The sequence below is a fragment of the Shewanella sp. 1180_01 genome (genome assembly GCF_052850535.1).
Window position 1 is genome coordinate 25163 of the sequence record NZ_VXCT01000029.1, and the last position, 17934, is coordinate 43096.

Genomic DNA, 17934 nt, shown 5'->3' on the forward strand with positions numbered 1-17934 from the left:
GAGTTGGCTTATAGATCAAGCAGCAGACGAGTTGGGTCTTCTAGGAAGTCTTTAATCGCCACCAAGAAACCAACAGACTCACGGCCATCAACAATACGATGGTCATATGAGAGTGCCAGGTACATCATGGGCAGGATTTCAACCTGACCATTGACTGCCATTGGGCGATCTTTAATGGCATGCATGCCTAAAATCGCGCTTTGTGGCAGGTTAAGAATCGGTGTAGACATCAATGAACCGAAAACACCACCGTTAGTCACAGTGAAGTTACCGCCAGTCATGTCAGCCACAGTCAGCTTACCGTCACGACCTTTAAGGGCTAAGTCACGGACAGCTTTTTCGATTTCAGCTAAGTTCATGGTATCAGTGTCACGTAATACTGGTGTTACCAGACCACGTGGCGTTGATACAGCAATGCTGATGTCGAAGTAGTTGTGATAAACGATATCATCGCCATCAATAGACGCGTTGACTTCTGGGAAACGTTTCAGCGCTTCAGTCACGGCTTTGATGTAGAAAGACATAAAGCCTAAACGGATACCGTGGCGCTTTTCAAAGATATCTTGGTATTGCTTACGGATATCCATGATTGGCTTCATGTTCACTTCGTTAAACGTCGTGAGCATAGCGGTAGAGTTTTTCGCTTCTAACAAGCGGTTAGCGATTGTCTTACGCAGACGTGTCATTGGCACGCGCTTCTCGCTACGGCCAGCCGCCAATGGAGCCACAGCAGGTGCTGCTGGCGCCGCTGGCGCCGCTGGCGCCGCTGCTTTAGGCGCAGACTTAACAAAAGCTTCAACGTCTTCTTTAGTAATACGACCACCCACACCAGTGCCTTTTACTTTGCTAGCATCAACATTGTGCTCAGCGAGTAAACGGCGTACTGATGGGCTTAACGCATCACTGCTTTCATCGCTAGTTTCAGCTACAGGCGTAGCCGCTTCAGCTTGCGCTTTAGTGACTTCTTTGCCCGATACAGCACCGGCGATGAATTTAGCGATCACTTGTTCACCCAGAACAGTGGCGCCTTCTTCAAACAAAAACTCGCCAATGTGGCCATCTTCTGGCGCAACCACTTCAAGAACCACTTTATCGGTTTCAATATCAACCAGGTTTTGATCACGAGAAACTTGCTCGCCCACTTTCACATGCCAAGTGGCAATCGTGGCATCGGCAACAGATTCTGGTAGTACGGGTACCTTGATTTCGATACTCATGAAAAACTATCCTTTTATAAAATGTCTATTACTACAGTGTGATTGTAAGTTTCAGGGCACTGTTCACTAAAGATTCTTGCTGATGTGCGTGCAACTCAGGGTAACCACATGCTGGCGCAGCTGACGCTTCACGACCGGCATAAGTTAACTGTGCACCTGCAGGAACCGCGGCCCAGAAATGGTGTTGACTAGAGTACCAAGCACCTTGGTTCTGTGGCTCTTCCTGACACCAAACAAAATCTTTAACATGTTGGTAATCAGCCAAAGCAACGATCATTTCATCATGTGGGAACGGATATAACTGTTCGACACGGATTAACGCTACGTTAGTGATGTTTTCTCTACGACGTTTTTCCAGTAGCTCGAAGTACACTTTGCCACTACAGAAGACAACGCGGTCAACCTTGCTCGCTTCCAACGTATCGATTTCACCGATCACGTTTTGGAAACTACCACTGGCTAAATCGTCCAAGCTTGAAACCGCTAATGGATGACGTAACAATGATTTAGGCGACATAACGATGAGTGGTCGACGCATAGGACGCACCACTTGACGGCGCAACATATGGTAAACCTGTGCCGGCGTAGAAGGCACACACACTTGCATGTTGTGGTTAGCACACATTTGCAAGAAACGCTCTAAACGGGCGCTTGAATGCTCAGGGCCTTGACCTTCATAGCCATGGGGTAACAGCATAGTCAGACCACATAAACGGCCCCACTTCTGCTCACCCGATGACAAGAACTGGTCGATAACCACTTGGGCACAGTTAGCAAAGTCACCAAACTGCGCTTCCCAAATGGTCAGGCCGCCGGGTTCTGCTGTCGCATAACCATACTCAAATGCCAGCACTGAGGCTTCAGATAATACTGAGTCAGTAATATCAACTGGGCCTTGCTCATCGGCGATGTTGCGCAGTGGCATATAAGTCGTGCCATCGTTTTGATTGTGCAATACCGCATGACGATGGAAGAAAGTGCCACGGCCAGAATCTTGACCCGTAATACGTACGCGCTTGTTGTCTTCCAGAATCGAGGCATAAGCCAATGTTTCTGCAAAGCCCCAATCGAGTGGCTTCTCGCCTTTCGCCATTGCTAAACGGTCGCTATAAATCTTAGCAACGCGTGATTGCAATGGATGGCTTTCAGGCACATAACTCATTTTGTCAGCAAGACTTTGTAAACGCTCAGCCGACATAGAGGCTTGATACGCTTCGTCCCACTCACGACCGATATACGGTGTCCAGTCAACAGAATGCAGCGTCATTGGGCGCCATTCTTTCACCACACAATCACCTTGATCTAATGCATCACGGTAATTATTGATAAGACCAGTCACATCATCAGCAGCCATCACGTTTTCAGCGATTAGCTTGTCTGCATAAATCTTACGTGGCGTTGGGTGTTTCTTGATCTTGGCATACATCAGCGGCTGAGTTGCACTTGGCTCATCGGCTTCGTTATGGCCATGACGGCGATAACAGACTAATTCAACCACCACATCACGTTTGAACTCGTTACGATAATCAACGGCTAACTGCGACACAAAAGCAACGGCTTCTGGATCATCAGAGTTAACGTGGAAAATCGGTGCCTGAACCATCTTAGCGATGTCAGTACAGTATTCAGTCGAACGAGTGTCCGCATGGTTAGACGTCGTGAAACCCACTTGGTTGTTCACTACGATGCGAATGCTGCCGCCGACGGTAAAACCGCGAGTTTGAGACATGTTGAATGTCTCTTGTACTATCCCTTGACCTGCAATTGCAGAGTCACCGTGAATAGTAATAGGCATGACTTGTAAGCCATCCTTACAACCGCGACGGTCTTGACGGGCACGTACAGAACCAATGACCACAGGGTTAACGATTTCAAGGTGCGATGGGTTAAAGGCCAGTGCTAAATGCACGTTGCCGCCCGGCGTTTCGAAATCAGAGGAGAAACCTTGGTGGTACTTAACGTCACCCGAACCGTGGGTATCAGCATGCTTACCCGCGAACTCGTCAAACAGTTCAGCAGGACGCTTACCTAATACGTTCACTAACACGTTCAGACGACCACGGTGAGCCATACCGACAACGATTTCTTTAGTACCCGCTTCACCTGCACGATAAATAATTTCGCGCATCATAGGCACTAACGCATCACCGCCTTCTAACGAGAAACGTTTCGCACCAGGGAATTTAGCACCTAAGTATTTTTCAATGCCTTCTGCGGCGTTTAAGCCTTCAAGAATGCGTGTCTTAACACTTTTATCGTAGTTAGCTTTACCTAAGGAAGGTTCGAGACGTTGTTGGATCCAGCGTTTCTCATCGGTATCGGTAATGTGCATATATTCAGCACCGATAGAACCACAGTAGGTGGCTTTCAGCGCTTTTACCAAATCCGCGAGCTTCATGGTTTCGCCACCATGAGCAAAAGAACCTGTATTAAACTCACGATCCATGTCTTCTTTAGTCAGGCCGTGGAAGGCAGGATCTAAATCAGCAACGGGTTCGCGTTTCCACAGTTCAAGCGGGTCAAGGTTAGCACCTTGGTGACCACGGAAACGATGGGCGTTAATTAACTGCAGGACTTTAACTTGCTTAGCATCCATTTCAGGATCCGTCACACGAGCAGAGCTCTTATGGCGTCCTTCTAACGCTAAACTGCGAAAATAATCACGTACTTTTGAGTGAGCAGCTTCAGGCGCATCAACAGAGGCACCGTTCACAGGAGGGAGATTATCAAATACCGCACGCCAATCATCAGCGACTGACTGTGGGTCTTCTTGATAGGCTTCATACATCTCTTCTACGTAGGTCGAATTTGCACCACTTAAGTGAGATGATTCGAGCCAGGCTTTCATGATGCCTTGGTGCATTTCTATTCCTTTCAAACTTTATACACGTGCTTAGCCATAGTATTAAATATGCAGTCTGTAGAGATTACCTTCGACGCATAATTTCTGCCGCCCCTAGATGTCCAGATATACGGCGCGTTGTCTTCCATTACATACGCAAAAGAGTCACCTTCTGCTACCAGAAAGTGACTCTTCAAGAGCTATATTATTATTGGTTTCAGCTCGGGTTCTCGCATTACACTGCTCGCTTCAACAGCATGGACTTAATATGACCAATTGCTTTAGTCGGATTAAGACCTTTTGGACAAACGTCAACGCAGTTCATGATGCCGTGGCAACGGAACACACTATAGGCGTCGTCCAGCTCAGATAAACGTTCTTCTGTTGCTGTATCGCGACTGTCGATCAAGAAACGATATGCGTGAAGCAGACCGCTTGGACCGATAAACTTATCAGGATTCCACCAGAATGATGGGCAAGCCGTAGAACAACAAGCACACATGATACATTCGTACAGACCATCTAAATGAGCACGCTCTTCAGGTGATTGTAAGTGTTCACGGGCTGGTGCTTTCTCATCATTGATGAGGTAAGGCTTGATCTTCTCATATTGCTTATAGAACTGAGTTAAATCAACGACTAAGTCACGAACAACTGGCATACCTGGTAATGGGCGTATTTCTAATTTCTTGCCTTTAAAGGTTGAAATTGGGGTAATACACGCCAGACCATTCTTACCATTCATGTTCACGCCGTCAGAACCACACACACCTTCACGGCATGAGCGACGGAATGACAGAGTCGGATCTTGCTCTTTTAACTTGATCAGTGCATCGAGCACCATCATGTCAGAGCCTTCAGCCACTTCTAAGGTGTAATCCTGCATATACGGTTTAGTATCTACGTCAGGATTGTAGCGATAAACTGCAAATGTCAATTTCATCTTTGCAACTCCTAGTAGGTACGTTTCTTCGGCGGGAATGCTTCACGTAACTTAGGTGCCATGTTCACTGCACGACGATCCATCGTTTCAGTCACAGGGTCAAATAAGCTGTGGCATAACCAGTTCTCATCATCACGCTCTAAATAATCTTCACGTGAGTGAGCACCGCGGCTTTCAGTACGGAAGTTAGCCGCATAAGCCGTTGCAATCGCCGTTGCCATTAAGTTATCTAACTCTAAGCATTCAATACGTTGAGTGTTGAATTCACGAGAGTTATCAGACAATTTAGCATTTGCAAGACGTTCGCGGATCACTTTCAACTGCTCTAAACCTTCAGCCATAGCATCGCCACGACGGAATACAGAGAAGTTTAATTGCATACACAGTTGCAGATCCTTACGGATTTGCGCTGGATCTTCGCCATCTTTGTTGCTTTCCCAACGATTCAGACGCGCCAGAGATGCTTGAATATCCGCATCGCTTGCGTCTTTTGGATCGTCAGTCTCATCCAAAGCTTTACCTAAATGCTGACCCGCTGCGCGGCCAAAGACCACTAAGTCGAGCAATGAGTTACCACCTAAGCGGTTTGCACCGTGAACAGATACACAGGCAATCTCACCCACAGCGAACAGACCGATAACATCTTGTTCAGTGCCGTCTTCATTCTTACGAATAACTTGACCACTGACCTTAGTTGGCAGACCGCCCATCATGTAGTGACAGGTTGGTAATACTGGGATTGGACCATCGGCCGGATCGATATGGGCAAAGGTACGAGACAATTCACACACGCCTGGTAAACGTGCTTCTAATGTTTCTTTACCTAAGTGATCAAGCTTGAGTAAACAGTGTGGACCTAGTGGACCGTCTAAACCACGACCTTCGCGGATTTCAGTCATCATTGAACGTGCTACCACGTCACGTGATGCCAAATCTTTCGCGTTAGGGGCATAACGCTCCATGAAGCGCTCGCCGTCTTTGTTCAGCAGATAACCGCCTTCACCACGACAACCTTCAGTCACAAGTACACCCGCGCCGGCGATGCCAGTAGGGTGGAATTGCCACATTTCCATGTCTTGCATTTGCACGCCAGCACGCATTGCCATACCGACGCCGTCACCGGTGTTGATATGTGCGTTAGTGGTCGAAGCGTAAATACGCCCTGCTCCACCTGTCGCTAGAATCGTTGCTTTGGCTTTGAAATAAACGATATCGCCTGTTTCAATTTCAATCGCAGTACAACCCACAACGGCGCCATCATCGTTTTTAACGAGATCTAATGCATACCATTCTGAGAAGACTTGCGTCTTATGCTTAACGTTTTGTTGGTATAAACAGTGCAGCAAAGCATGACCAGTACGGTCGGCAGCTGCCGCAGTACGCGCAGCCTGCTCGCCACCAAAGTTCTTAGATTGACCACCAAATGGACGTTGGTAAATCGTACCATTTTCGAAACGAGAGAAAGGCAAACCCATTTGCTCAAGTTCAATAACGGCTTCAGGACCGGTTTTACACATGAATTCAATCGCTTCTTGGTCACCGATAAAATCGGAACCCTTCACGGTATCGTACATATGCTGTTCCCAATGATCTTCATGGGCGTTACCTAACGCAACGGTGATACCACCCTGCGCAGATACGGTATGAGAACGAGTTGGGAATACTTTTGATAAAAGCGCACAGCTTTTACCTTCTTTGGAAATCTGCAGCGCTGCACGCATACCAGCGCCACCGGCACCGATCACTACAGCATCAAATTCGCGTACTGGAATACTCACTTAGACACCCCACACAATAACAATGCCGGCCGCTAAATAACAAAATACGGTAACGACAAAGGTGAACTGTAAAACACCACGTAACGACGTGCACTTGACGTAATCTGTCAGCACTTGCCATACACCAATCCAAGCGTGTACTAATAATGCTACCAGCGCCAGAAGTGTAAACACTTTCATCGGCAGAGCGCTAAAAAGGCTATGCCAGACGTCGTAGGTGAGAGGGGAACTACATGCAATAAAGCCAACCAAGAAAATGGTGTAACAGGCGAGGATCACTGCACTAGCGCGTAGTAGAATATAGTCATGAACACCACTGCGTCCAAAACTTGCTGCATTGGTTACCATACCCAAATCCCCGCTATGATTGAAAAGGCTACCGTTAAGGCAAATACAGCTTTCGCTGATGCGGCACCCGATGACAATTCTTCCCAACGACCGGTATCCATTACTAAGTGGCGCAGGCCACCAAACAAGTGATACGCCAGTGCAGTCATAATGCCCCACAGGATGAACTTCATAACGAAGTTATCAAATAGAGATTGTACGCCAGCGAAACTTTCAGCTGATGCTAAAGATGAATTTAGCAACCAAATGAGAATGCCAACTGCGAACAGCATGATGACACCGGAAACACGGTGAAGAATTGACACAATCGCTGTTGCAGGAAAGCGAATGGTCTGCAGATCTAAATGGACAGGTCTTTGCTTTTTCACGTTCTGCTCACTCAGCTCCATTGAGCATTTTTTTTGTTATGTGAACCGCTTTTGTACGAACTTTAAACTGGGATGTGAATCACGGCAAAAGTAAACACAAAAGCAAAGTTTAAACAAACAGTTAACTATCTGAGCACGCACTCATTTAACATGTAAACAAAGGGTGCTTTATAATCGTTGTTTGCGGCCCTTATTGGGCGAGGCAAGTATACTCGCGGCAAATGTCAAATACAAACATCACAGAATGCAAATTATGTTTTTTTGACGAATTTTTACTGTAAGTGCCAGTTCCGCATGGGAAAGTAAAGGCATTTATACCATGGTCTAACAAATTTAAACGCTTATTTAAATTGAAATGTGATCTAGAATGGCTGTAAAGTAATGGCGGTTTGACATGCCGCACTCACAGATAAGAACTAAGTAAGGAGAACGGGGTATGGCTGATTTAAAAGCCAAATTAGAATTACCAGGGAACGACTCGATAGAATTGCCAGTAAAGCAGGGAACCGCTGGTTTTGACGTAATCGACATCAGTAAACTTGGGAGCAAAGGTTACTTCACTTTTGATCCAGGTTTTCTTGCGACTGCCTCCTGTGAATCTGCAATTACCTATATTGATGGTGATCTGGGTATATTGTTACACCGTGGCTATCCGATCGATCAACTCGCCGTTGACTCCGATTACCTAGACCTGTGTTATCTGCTGCTTTACGGTGAACTGCCGACGAAAGCGCAATATACTGAGTTTGTACATACAGTTAAAACCCACACTATGGTTCACGAGCAGCTAGCCTTCTTCTTTAGAGGTTTCCGTCGTGATGCTCATCCTATGGCCATGTTATGTGGTGTGACGGGTGCATTATCTGCATTTTACCAAGACTCTCTGGATGTTAACGATCCACGTCACCGCGAAATCGCCGCTTATCGCTTAGTCTCAAAAATGCCTACGATAGCAGCCATGTGCTACAAGTATTCTTCAGGCCAGCCATTCGTGTATCCACGTAATGACTTAAGCTATGCGGGCAACTTCTTAAGCATGATGTTTGCTGTGCCATGTGAAGAATACATAGTTAATCCTATCGTTGAACGTGCAATGGACAGGATCTTCATTTTACATGCTGATCATGAACAAAACGCATCGACTTCAACCGTACGTTTAGCGGGTTCTTCAGGTGCTAACCCATTTGCGTGTATCGCAGCGGGTATCGCGTCTCTTTGGGGCCCAGCACACGGCGGCGCTAACGAAGCCTGTTTGCAAATGTTAGAAGAAATCGGTTCAGTTGACCGCATTCCTGAATTCATTGAACGTGCTAAAGACAAGAACGATCCATTCCGTCTGATGGGCTTTGGACACCGTGTTTACAAAAACTTTGACCCACGTGCCAAAGTTATGCGTGAAACCTGTCACGAAGTGCTGAAAGAACTGAAAGTTAAAGATCCACTATTGGATGTGGCAATGGAGCTTGAGCGCATTGCGCTTGAAGACGAATACTTCATTTCTAAGAAGCTGTATCCAAACGTCGACTTCTACTCTGGCATCATCATGAAAGCCATTGGTATTCCAACCAGTATGTTCACTGTGCTGTTCGCACTGGCACGTACTGTAGGCTGGATTGCACACTGGAAAGAAATGTTAGATCAACCAGGCCACAAAATCAGCCGTCCACGTCAGTTATATACTGGCGAAACTGCGCGTGATTTCGTCGCACAAGACAAACGCTAAGTCCCACGACTTACGCATTAAAAAGCGCCTGAGGGCGCTTTTTTCATATCAAAAAATCCCCTTTTACGCTCCCCTTGTTAGACAAAATACATTGTTGCAATTGCCTACTTGCATAACCGCTGTTAACCGCCTTTAGTTATTCTCATCACTTTTTAAACTTTTTAGCTACATTTAGTGAAATCCACACATTAGCCCTAACTCAAATACAGCTTAACTATATGAAATTAAGCTATATTTAATGTTGGCACGGTTTCTGCTATCAAATGGCATCACAATAAAGACAACAGGTAACACACTTATGGAAAAGTCAAACATTGCTAAATTCGCCCTACCCCTGCTAATGATTTCAATGCTAGCAGCCTGTGGTAAGGAAGAAGTGGCAAAAAAAGAAGAAAAATATGCCATTCCCGTCGAAACCACCACAGTGATGCAAGGAAACGTTTCATCTTTCTACAGCACGACAGCCACCTTAGAAGCGCCTCAAGAAGCCAATGTCGTCAGCCGCATTTCTGGACTCATTGAATCACTAGCCGTTGAAGAAGGTGACCGCGTGCAGAAGGGTCAAGTGCTCGCCGTTATCGATGCCAAAAGACAGCAATACGATTTAGACCGCTCAGAAGCCGAAGTTAAAATCATTGAGCAGGAATTGAATCGTCTGAAGAAAATGGGCAACAAAGAATTTATCAGCGCAGATTCGATGGCCAAACTTGAATATAACTTGCAAGCCGCCATCGCTAAGAAAGATCTTGCCGAGCTACAAGTTAGAGAAAGCCGCGTACTGTCCCCTATCAGCGGTGTCGTCGCTAAACGTTATGTGAAAGCAGGCAACATGGCGAAGGAATTTGGCGACTTGTTCTACATAGTCAATCAAGATGAACTCCACGGTATAGTCCATCTGCCAGAGCAACAACTTGCCAGCTTAAGACTCGGCCAAGAAGCACAAGTGTTCAGTAATCAACAAAGTAAAAATGCTATCCATGCCAAAGTGCTACGGATAAGCCCGATTGTTGACCCACAAAGCGGCACGTTTAAAGTGACATTAGCCGTACCGAATCAAGAGGCGCGCCTAAAAGCAGGGATGTTTACCCGTGTTGAGCTTAAGTATGACACCCATGAAAACGTGATTACCGTTCCCTATAGCGCCCTGATAAACCAAGATAACAGGCAAGCTCTGTATGTTATCGATGGCACTAATGCTAACCGCCGTGAAGTTGAAATTGGCTACCGTGAAGGTGACTCTGTAGAAGTGATTGCAGGCATTAACCCAGGTGAACAAGTCGTGACCCGTGGCCAGCAAAACTTGAAAGACCAATCCTTAGTCGAAGTGATCACCCCACTCGATCTTGCTTCCGCTAAGAACTGATAGGAGCCTTTCATGTCAATTATCAGCACTTCCGTTAAACGGCCAGTCACGGTATGGATGTTCATGCTGGCGGTGATTTTATTCGGCATGGTGGGTTTTTCCCGCTTAGCGGTGAAGTTACTGCCAGACTTAAGCTATCCCACATTAACCATTCGCACTATGTATGACGGTGCGGCGCCTGTAGAAGTTGAACAGCTCGTCTCAAAACCCATTGAAGAAGCCGTTGGCGTGGTCAAAGGCTTACGTAAAATCAGCTCTATTTCGCGCTCAGGTATGTCAGATGTAGTTCTCGAGTTTGAATGGGGCACCACAATGGACATGGCGAGTTTAGATGTGCGCGAAAAACTCGACACTATCGCCCTGCCTTTGGACGTTAAAAAGCCATTATTACTGCGTTTTAACCCCAACCTTGACCCGATTATGCGTCTCGCGTTGTCTGTGCCCAATGCTTCAGAAGCCGATCTTAAGCAAATGCGCACCTACGCAGAAGAAGAGCTTAAGCGTCGCTTAGAAGCGCTTTCTGGGGTCGCCGCCGTGCGTTTATCCGGCGGCCTAGAGCAAGAAGTACACATTCAGCTCAATCAAGAAAAACTATCGCAACTTAATCTCAATGCCGACGACATTAAACGTCGTATTAATGAGGAAAACATCAACCTCTCTGCCGGTAAAGTGATCCAAGGTGATCGCGAATACTTAGTGCGGACACTTAACCAATTCAATTCATTGGAAGAACTTGGCCAAGTGATCGTCTATCGCGACGAGCAAACCTTAGTACGTTTATTCGAAGTCGCTACGATTACGGATGCCTATAAAGAGCGCAGTGATATCACCCGCATCGGTAGCCAAGAATCGATTGAACTGGCGATTTATAAAGAAGGTGATGCTAACACTGTCGCCGTCGCCAAAAAACTGCGCGATGAACTCGTCAAAATTAATCAAGATCCTAAGCAAAACAAACTCGAAGTGATTTACGATCAATCCGAGTTTATCGAAAGTGCGGTCAGTGAAGTCACCTCTTCGGCGCTGATGGGCAGTTTATTATCTATGCTGGTGATTTACCTGTTCCTACGTAACATCATCCCGACACTGATTATTTCCATCTCGATTCCCTTTTCAGTCATCGCCACCTTTAACATGATGTATTTTGCCGATATCAGCTTAAACATCATGTCATTAGGCGGTATCGCGCTGGCCATTGGCCTATTAGTCGATAACGCTATTGTGGTATTAGAGAACATAGACCGCTGTCGCAGCGAAGGCATGAGTAAGTTAGACGCCGCAGTCACAGGCACGAAAGAAGTAGCTGGCGCGATTTTCGCCTCCACACTGACGACCCTTGCGGTGTTTGTGCCATTAGTGTTTGTCGATGGGATTGCCGGTGCCCTGTTCTCCGACCAAGCGCTGACGGTCACCTTTGCTTTATTAGCCTCGCTGTTAGTCGCCTTAACCTCTATCCCTATGCTGGCATCACGCGAAGGCTTTAAAACCTTACCCGCGCTGATAAAAACCACGCCAAAGGATAAACCCACCACTAAAATGGGTAAACTTAAGCACTACAGCGCGACTGTGTTCTCCTTCCCGATTCTATTAATGTTTAGTTACTTACCGAGTGCATTACTGACCTTAGTGCTGATTTTAGGCCGCTTCTTCTCCTGGCTAATCGGTCTTATCATGCGTCCTTTGAGTTCAGGGTTTAACTTTGTCTACCACAGTATCGAGAAGGTTTATCACAAGCTGCTGGCCTCGGCGCTGCGTCAACAAATGACCACACTGCTGCTCACCATTGCGATAACGGGCGCATGTATTAGCCTGTTACCTCGCCTTGGTATGGAGCTTATTCCGCCGATGAATCAGGGCGAGTTTTATGTGGAGATCCTACTGCCACCAGGTACGGCTGTGAGCGAAACCAACAAGGTATTGCAACAACTCGCGTTGTCCATCAAGGACAGACCCGAAGTCAAACATGCCTATAGCCAAGCCGGTAGCGGTGGTTTGATGACCTCGGATACTGCTCGAGGTGGTGAAAACTGGGGCCGCTTACAAGTGGTGCTGACAGATCACAGTGCCTATAACGCGATCACTCAAGTGCTGCGTGATACCGCGCGCCGCATTCCTGAACTTGAAGCAAAAATCGAGCAACCTGAGTTATTCAGCTTCAAAACGCCACTGGAGATTGAGCTCACTGGCTACGATTTGAACTTGCTGAAGCGCAGTGCCGATAGCCTAGTCAAAGCATTATCCGCATCGGATCGTTTTGCTGACGTGAATACCAGTCTGCGCGATGGTCAACCTGAGCTGAGTATCCGTTTCGATCATGCAAGGTTAGCAGCGCTCGGAATGGATGCGCCAACAGTTGCGAACCGCATTGCTCAGCGCGTTGGCGGTACCATTGCCAGCCAATACACGGTACGTGATCGTAAGATTGATATTCTGGTGCGCAGTGAACTCGCCGAGCGCGATCAAATCAGCGATATCGATGCCTTAATTATCAACCCGAACAGCAACCAACCTATTGCTTTAAGTGCGGTTGCCGAAGTGTCATTAGAATTAGGCCCCTCGGCGATTAACCGTATCAGCCAGCAACGTGTGGCACTGGTGTCGGCTAACCTCGCCTACAGTGACTTAAGCGATGCGGTGGCACAGGCGCAGCAAATACTGTCGCAACAGGTACTACCCGCTTCGGTTCAAGCCCGATTTGGTGGTCAAAATGAGGAAATGGAGCACTCATTCCAGTCACTCAAAATTGCCCTTATCTTAGCGATTTTCTTAGTGTATTTAGTGATGGCGAGTCAGTTTGAGTCACTGCTGCATCCCTTGCTTATCCTCTTTGCCGTACCCATGGCATTGGCGGGCAGCGTGCTGGGCCTATATATCACCCAAACCCATTTGAGTGTGGTGGTGTTTATCGGCCTTATCATGTTGGCGGGTATCGTGGTGAACAACGCGATTGTGCTTGTGGATCGCATCAACCAACTGCGCAGTGAAGGCGTTGAAAAACTCGATGCTATTCGCGCCGCCGCTAAATCGCGCCTACGCCCCATTATGATGACAACGCTCACCACCACCTTAGGCTTATTGCCGATGGCGCTGGGGTTAGGCGATGGTTCAGAGGTGCGTGCACCTATGGCGATTACAGTGATCTTTGGTCTGAGTTTATCCACTTTACTGACCTTAATTGTGCTACCAGTGCTCTATGCCCTGTTCGACCGTAAAGTGTATGACGTTGCAGCCACAAATATCGCGCATGACGTTGAGGAGGCTCGCCCATGAACCTCACCCGTTTAGCCATTAAGCGTCCCGTGACCACCAGCATGTTCTTCTTTGCTATCTTGCTGTTTGGTCTCGCCTCGAGTCGTTTGTTACCACTGGAAATGTTCCCCGGTATCGATATTCCGCAGATTGTGGTGCAAGTGCCCTACAAGGGCTCAACCCCCGCTGAAGTGGAGCGCGATATCACTAAAGTGCTGGAGGAATCCCTCGCCACTATGGGTGGGATTGATGAGCTCGAATCAGAATCTTCCCAAGAAGGCTCTGAAATCGAAATCAACATGAAGTGGGGTGAAAACGTTGCGACTAAGAGCCTAGAAGCGCGGGAAAAAATCGATGCGGTTCGGCATTTACTGCCAAAGGATGTTGAGCGAGTCTTTATCCGCCAATTCTCCACCGCCGACATGCCTGTGCTCACGATACGTATATCGAGCGACCGCGAGCTGTCAGGCGCATTCGATTTACTCGATAAACAGCTTAAACGTCCGCTTGAACGTGTTGAAGGTGTCTCTAAGGTCAGCCTGTACGGCGTTGAACAAAAGCAGATTGAAGTGCGCATCAATGCCGACCGTCTTGCCGCCAGTGGATTTTCAGCCACCGACTTGCAAGCTCGCCTCGGCAGAGAAAACTTTGTGATTAGCGCTGGCACACTCAGGGCCAGTAACATCGTTTACCAAGTGTCGCCGAAGGGCGAGTTTAGAAACCTTGAAGATATCAAAGCACTGGTGCTGATCCCAGGATTGACCTTAGGCGATATTGCAGATGTGCAGTTTGCCTTGCCAGAGCGTATCGAAGGTCGCCATTTAGATCAGCATTATGCTGTCGGTTTAGATGTGTTTAAGGAATCAGGTGCTAACTTAGTCGAAGTGTCTGAACGCGTACTAAAAGTCATCGAACTAGCGAAGCAAGATCAACAGTTCCAAGGTATTCGTTTGTTTATCATGGAAGATCAAGCCTCTGGGGTTAAATCATCCCTGATGGACTTACTGTTTTCGGGTTTAATCGGCGCCCTGCTGTCCTTTGTGGTGCTGTACTTGTTCCTGCGTAATCTGAAAATGACCTTAGTGGTCGTGTCGTCTGTGCCGATTTCCATCGGTATGACGCTCGCCGCCATGTATTTACTCGGTTACAGCTTGAATATCCTGTCTATGATGGGACTCTTGCTCGCCATTGGTATGTTAATTGATAACGCTGTGGTGGTGACCGAGAGCGTGCTGCAGGAGAAACAAGGCAAATCACCCAAGGATAATGAAGAGTCAGTGATGACTGGGGTCGATAAAGTGTCCCTCGCCGTATTGGCGGGCACTATGACCACTGCCATCGTATTTTTACCCAATATTTTTGGCGTGAAAGTGGAACTGACAATTTTCCTCGAGCATGTTGCCATAGCGATTTGTATCTCGCTTGCGGCATCACTACTGGTTGCTAAAACATTGATCCCTTTGATGTTAACTAAGTTCCACTTCGATATCGCGCCCGAGAAGGATGCCGGTAAGTTACAGCGCTTCTACAACAATACGCTTAACTGGGTATTGCTGAGGCCTTGGCGTTCAGGCTTGATTGCGGTGGCCATTCTCGCCTCTACCGCCCTGCCGCTGTCGATGGTCAAACAGGATCAAGAAGACAGCCAGAGCAAGGAGCGGATTTACATCAACTACCAAGTGGAAGGTCGGCATAATCTCAATGTGACTGAAGCTATGGTCAATCAAATGGAAGAGTATCTTTATAAAAATAAAGAGGAATTTCATATTGATTCTGTCTACAGCTACTATTCATCCGACGACGGTTCATCGGTGATATTGCTGAAGAAAGACTTACCTATGCCACTGGATGAATTGAAAAAGAAAATCCGTAGCGGCTTTCCTAAGTATTCGATCGCCAAACCGCAATTTGGTTGGGGCAATGACAACTCTGGTGTGCGCGTGACGCTCACAGGGCGCTCAACCTCTGAGCTGATTAACTTAAGCGAACAAGTGATCCCTTTGCTGCAAAATATCAAAGGAATGCAAGACGTTCGCTCTGAGCTTAACGGTGCGCAACAGGAAGTGGTTATCCGCATCGACAGGCAAATGGCGGCGCGGTTAGATTTAAAACTCAATGAAATCGCTTCGAGTATCTCTATGGCACTGCGCGGTTCACCGCTGCGCTCGTTCCGCCACGATCCCAATGGCGAACTGCGCATCGAAATGGCCTATGAGAAAGAGTGGCAAAAGTCGCTCGAAAAACTCAAGCAGTTACCAATAGTGCGCATCGACCAAAGGGTGTACACCTTAGATAACTTAGCGAAGATTGAGATCCAACCTCGCTTCGATACGATCAAGCACTTTAATCGCCAAACCTCTTTGTCGATTGGCGCAAACTTAGAAAACCTCACCACGGAAGAAGCGCAAACTAAGATCAAGCAAGTGATGGAAAATATCCATTTCCCTAATGGCTACGACTATTCACTGCGCGGTGGATTCGAGCGTCAAGATGAAGATCAGAATGTGATGGCAACCAATATGCTATTGGCTGTTGCGATGATTTACATCGTTATGGCGGCGCTGTTTGAGTCTCTGTTATTACCGACGGCGATTATCACTTCAATCCTATTTTCGATCACAGGGGTATTCTGGGCGCTGTTCATCACAGGCACGCCTATTTCAGTGATGGCCATGATAGGCATATTGATTTTAATGGGAATTGTAGTGAATAACGGCATAGTTCTGGTGGATCAAATTAACCAGATGACGCCGGATCTCGACAAATTGTCCGCCACCATTCGAGACGTGTGTATCACGCGTTTGCGGCCAGTATTGATGACAGTGGGCACCACAGTGTTGGGCTTAGTTCCACTGGCGATGGGTGATACCCAAATCGGGGGCGGCGGCCCGCCATATTACCCCATGGCAATCGCCATTATTGGTGGCTTGTCGTTCTCGACTTTGACTAGCTTGTACTTAGTGCCCTTGTGCTACCAAGCCTTGTATCGAATGCGCCATCGTGCCGCCATTCGTTTAGGCCAAGCCGACCGCGTCGCTCAAAAGCTACTACCTTGGACAGTGTAGCCAGCTTAAACAACTGAATTTGCTTTTGAAGCACATGACATTAAAACAATGAACCAAAAGGCTGCAGCGCAGCCTTTTCTATTTATGAATCGAGCCAGAACATCTTACAACGCTCATTGCTGCGACATACTACGGCGACAAATTACTGCGGCAAAATCCTAAAACGGATCATAAACAATTGCTCAAGACCGGGGTAAATCTCGGCAATCACATCGCGTAACTGTGGCAGAGTCATATTCTCTTGTTTGGCATGCATCTCGGTGAGCTCAGTTAACTTTACTGGCGTGACATCGATAATCTGGATATCACAAAACCAACGGTCAGTTTCAAAGGTGGAAACAGGCAGAATTTGCCCCGTTATCACATGAGATTCGGCTTCATCGCGCAGGGTAATGGTTTTCGCGCCACTTAAGATATCGTGTTCAAAACGCTCGAAAAAAGTGATTTTATTAAGTAACACAGCTTATCCTCGGGTAGTACAGGAGCAATAAAAATGACATTAGCGTCAGTTTATTGAACTAATAATGCGGGGCAATATAATGGCTTTTAACGCCTACTGACAGCAGGTAGCGCAAAATACTCGACATCGATTGCACTCATCCCTGTACTGCCCATTGAGTCAAACTCCGTGAAAACGCGCTATTGCAAAATTGACCGCCAAAAAGTTGCGGTTCTTTTCGACAGTTTTCAGTAAAACAATTCAGCAAAACATAGTCAGTTAGCTCAGATTGAGTTAGAATCCGCCCTCAATTGAGCCCTTGGCCTCATATTCCTGCGCATAGCGGGTGCGAAACGAAATTAGAGACGTCATGAACAAGAAACAAAAGATCATCAAGAAAATAGCTAAACGCGCTAAGGCCAGACTGAATAAAGTCGATCCCGTGACTATCGGCTCGCCAGCGAAATCAGGTTACATCTCTAAGGCCGATCGCGCAAAAATGGCGGCAGTAGAAGCTACGACTGAACAAGTCGAAGGCCAACAAGACGCGCCAAGCATTGAAGAATAAGCGTACCGCAGAATAACGCTTTCTAGCGGCG

At 47.1% G+C, this 17934-nt stretch carries 12 protein-coding genes; 5 read left to right on the forward strand and 7 right to left on the reverse strand.

Annotation, left to right across the window (positions count from 1 at the left end):
• Window positions 1–8 precede the first annotated feature (8 nt).
• The 6 genes from odhB to sdhC form a co-directional block, all read right to left on the reverse strand.
• Window positions 9–1217 carry a 2-oxoglutarate dehydrogenase complex dihydrolipoyllysine-residue succinyltransferase gene (odhB, locus tag FW758_RS15065; protein WP_446445811.1) on the reverse strand — a complete coding sequence of 403 codons (1209 nt, stop codon included), beginning with the start codon at window positions 1215–1217 and terminating at the stop codon, window positions 9–11.
• A 31-nt stretch (window positions 1218–1248) separates the two neighbouring features.
• Window positions 1249–4080, reverse strand: a complete 2832-nt coding sequence (locus FW758_RS15070) for a 2-oxoglutarate dehydrogenase E1 component (protein WP_006081978.1) — start codon at window positions 4078–4080, stop codon at window positions 1249–1251.
• A 214-nt stretch (window positions 4081–4294) separates the two neighbouring features.
• Window positions 4295–5002: a succinate dehydrogenase iron-sulfur subunit gene (locus FW758_RS15075; protein WP_006081979.1), complete on the reverse strand. Its 708-nt coding sequence runs from the start codon at window positions 5000–5002 to the stop codon at window positions 4295–4297.
• 11 nt (window positions 5003–5013) lie between these two features.
• Complete coding sequence (gene sdhA, locus FW758_RS15080; RefSeq protein ID WP_063884037.1) at window positions 5014–6780, reverse strand: succinate dehydrogenase flavoprotein subunit; 1767 nt, start codon at window positions 6778–6780, stop codon at window positions 5014–5016.
• Complete coding sequence (gene sdhD, locus FW758_RS15085; RefSeq protein ID WP_006081981.1) at window positions 6781–7128, reverse strand: succinate dehydrogenase, hydrophobic membrane anchor protein; 348 nt, start codon at window positions 7126–7128, stop codon at window positions 6781–6783.
• Window positions 7122–7517, reverse strand: coding sequence for a succinate dehydrogenase, cytochrome b556 subunit (gene sdhC, locus FW758_RS15090; protein WP_012089416.1), 396 nt, complete (start codon window positions 7515–7517; stop codon window positions 7122–7124). Before sdhC ends, sdhD begins: the two co-directional genes overlap by 7 nt.
• A gap of 415 nt (window positions 7518–7932) precedes the next feature.
• Between sdhC and FW758_RS15095 the strand changes: the two genes are divergently transcribed.
• The 4 genes from FW758_RS15095 to FW758_RS15110 all read left to right on the forward strand — a co-directional run bounded on the left by FW758_RS15095 (window position 7933) and on the right by FW758_RS15110 (window position 16896).
• Window positions 7933–9219 carry a citrate synthase gene (locus tag FW758_RS15095; RefSeq protein ID WP_006081983.1) on the forward strand — a complete coding sequence of 429 codons (1287 nt, stop codon included), beginning with the start codon at window positions 7933–7935 and terminating at the stop codon, window positions 9217–9219.
• A gap of 298 nt (window positions 9220–9517) precedes the next feature.
• Window positions 9518–10582: an efflux RND transporter periplasmic adaptor subunit gene (locus FW758_RS15100; protein ID WP_006081984.1), complete on the forward strand. Its 1065-nt coding sequence runs from the start codon at window positions 9518–9520 to the stop codon at window positions 10580–10582.
• Between the two features lie 12 nt (window positions 10583–10594).
• Complete coding sequence (locus FW758_RS15105; RefSeq protein ID WP_446445812.1) at window positions 10595–13852, forward strand: efflux RND transporter permease subunit; 3258 nt, start codon at window positions 10595–10597, stop codon at window positions 13850–13852.
• Window positions 13849–16896, forward strand: coding sequence for an efflux RND transporter permease subunit (locus FW758_RS15110; protein WP_446445813.1), 3048 nt, complete (start codon window positions 13849–13851; stop codon window positions 16894–16896). The genes FW758_RS15105 and FW758_RS15110 overlap by 4 nt, the downstream gene beginning before the upstream one ends.
• A 142-nt stretch (window positions 16897–17038) precedes the next feature.
• Here the strand turns inward: FW758_RS15110 and yqfB are convergent, their stop codons facing one another.
• Window positions 17039–17356 carry a N(4)-acetylcytidine aminohydrolase gene (yqfB, locus tag FW758_RS15115; protein WP_347097414.1) on the reverse strand — a complete coding sequence of 106 codons (318 nt, stop codon included), beginning with the start codon at window positions 17354–17356 and terminating at the stop codon, window positions 17039–17041.
• Window positions 17357–17705: 349 nt separating this feature from the next.
• Between yqfB and FW758_RS15120 the strand changes: the two genes are divergently transcribed.
• Window positions 17706–17903: a DUF2986 domain-containing protein gene (locus FW758_RS15120; RefSeq protein ID WP_006081988.1), complete on the forward strand. Its 198-nt coding sequence runs from the start codon at window positions 17706–17708 to the stop codon at window positions 17901–17903.
• Window positions 17904–17934 lie beyond the last annotated feature (31 nt).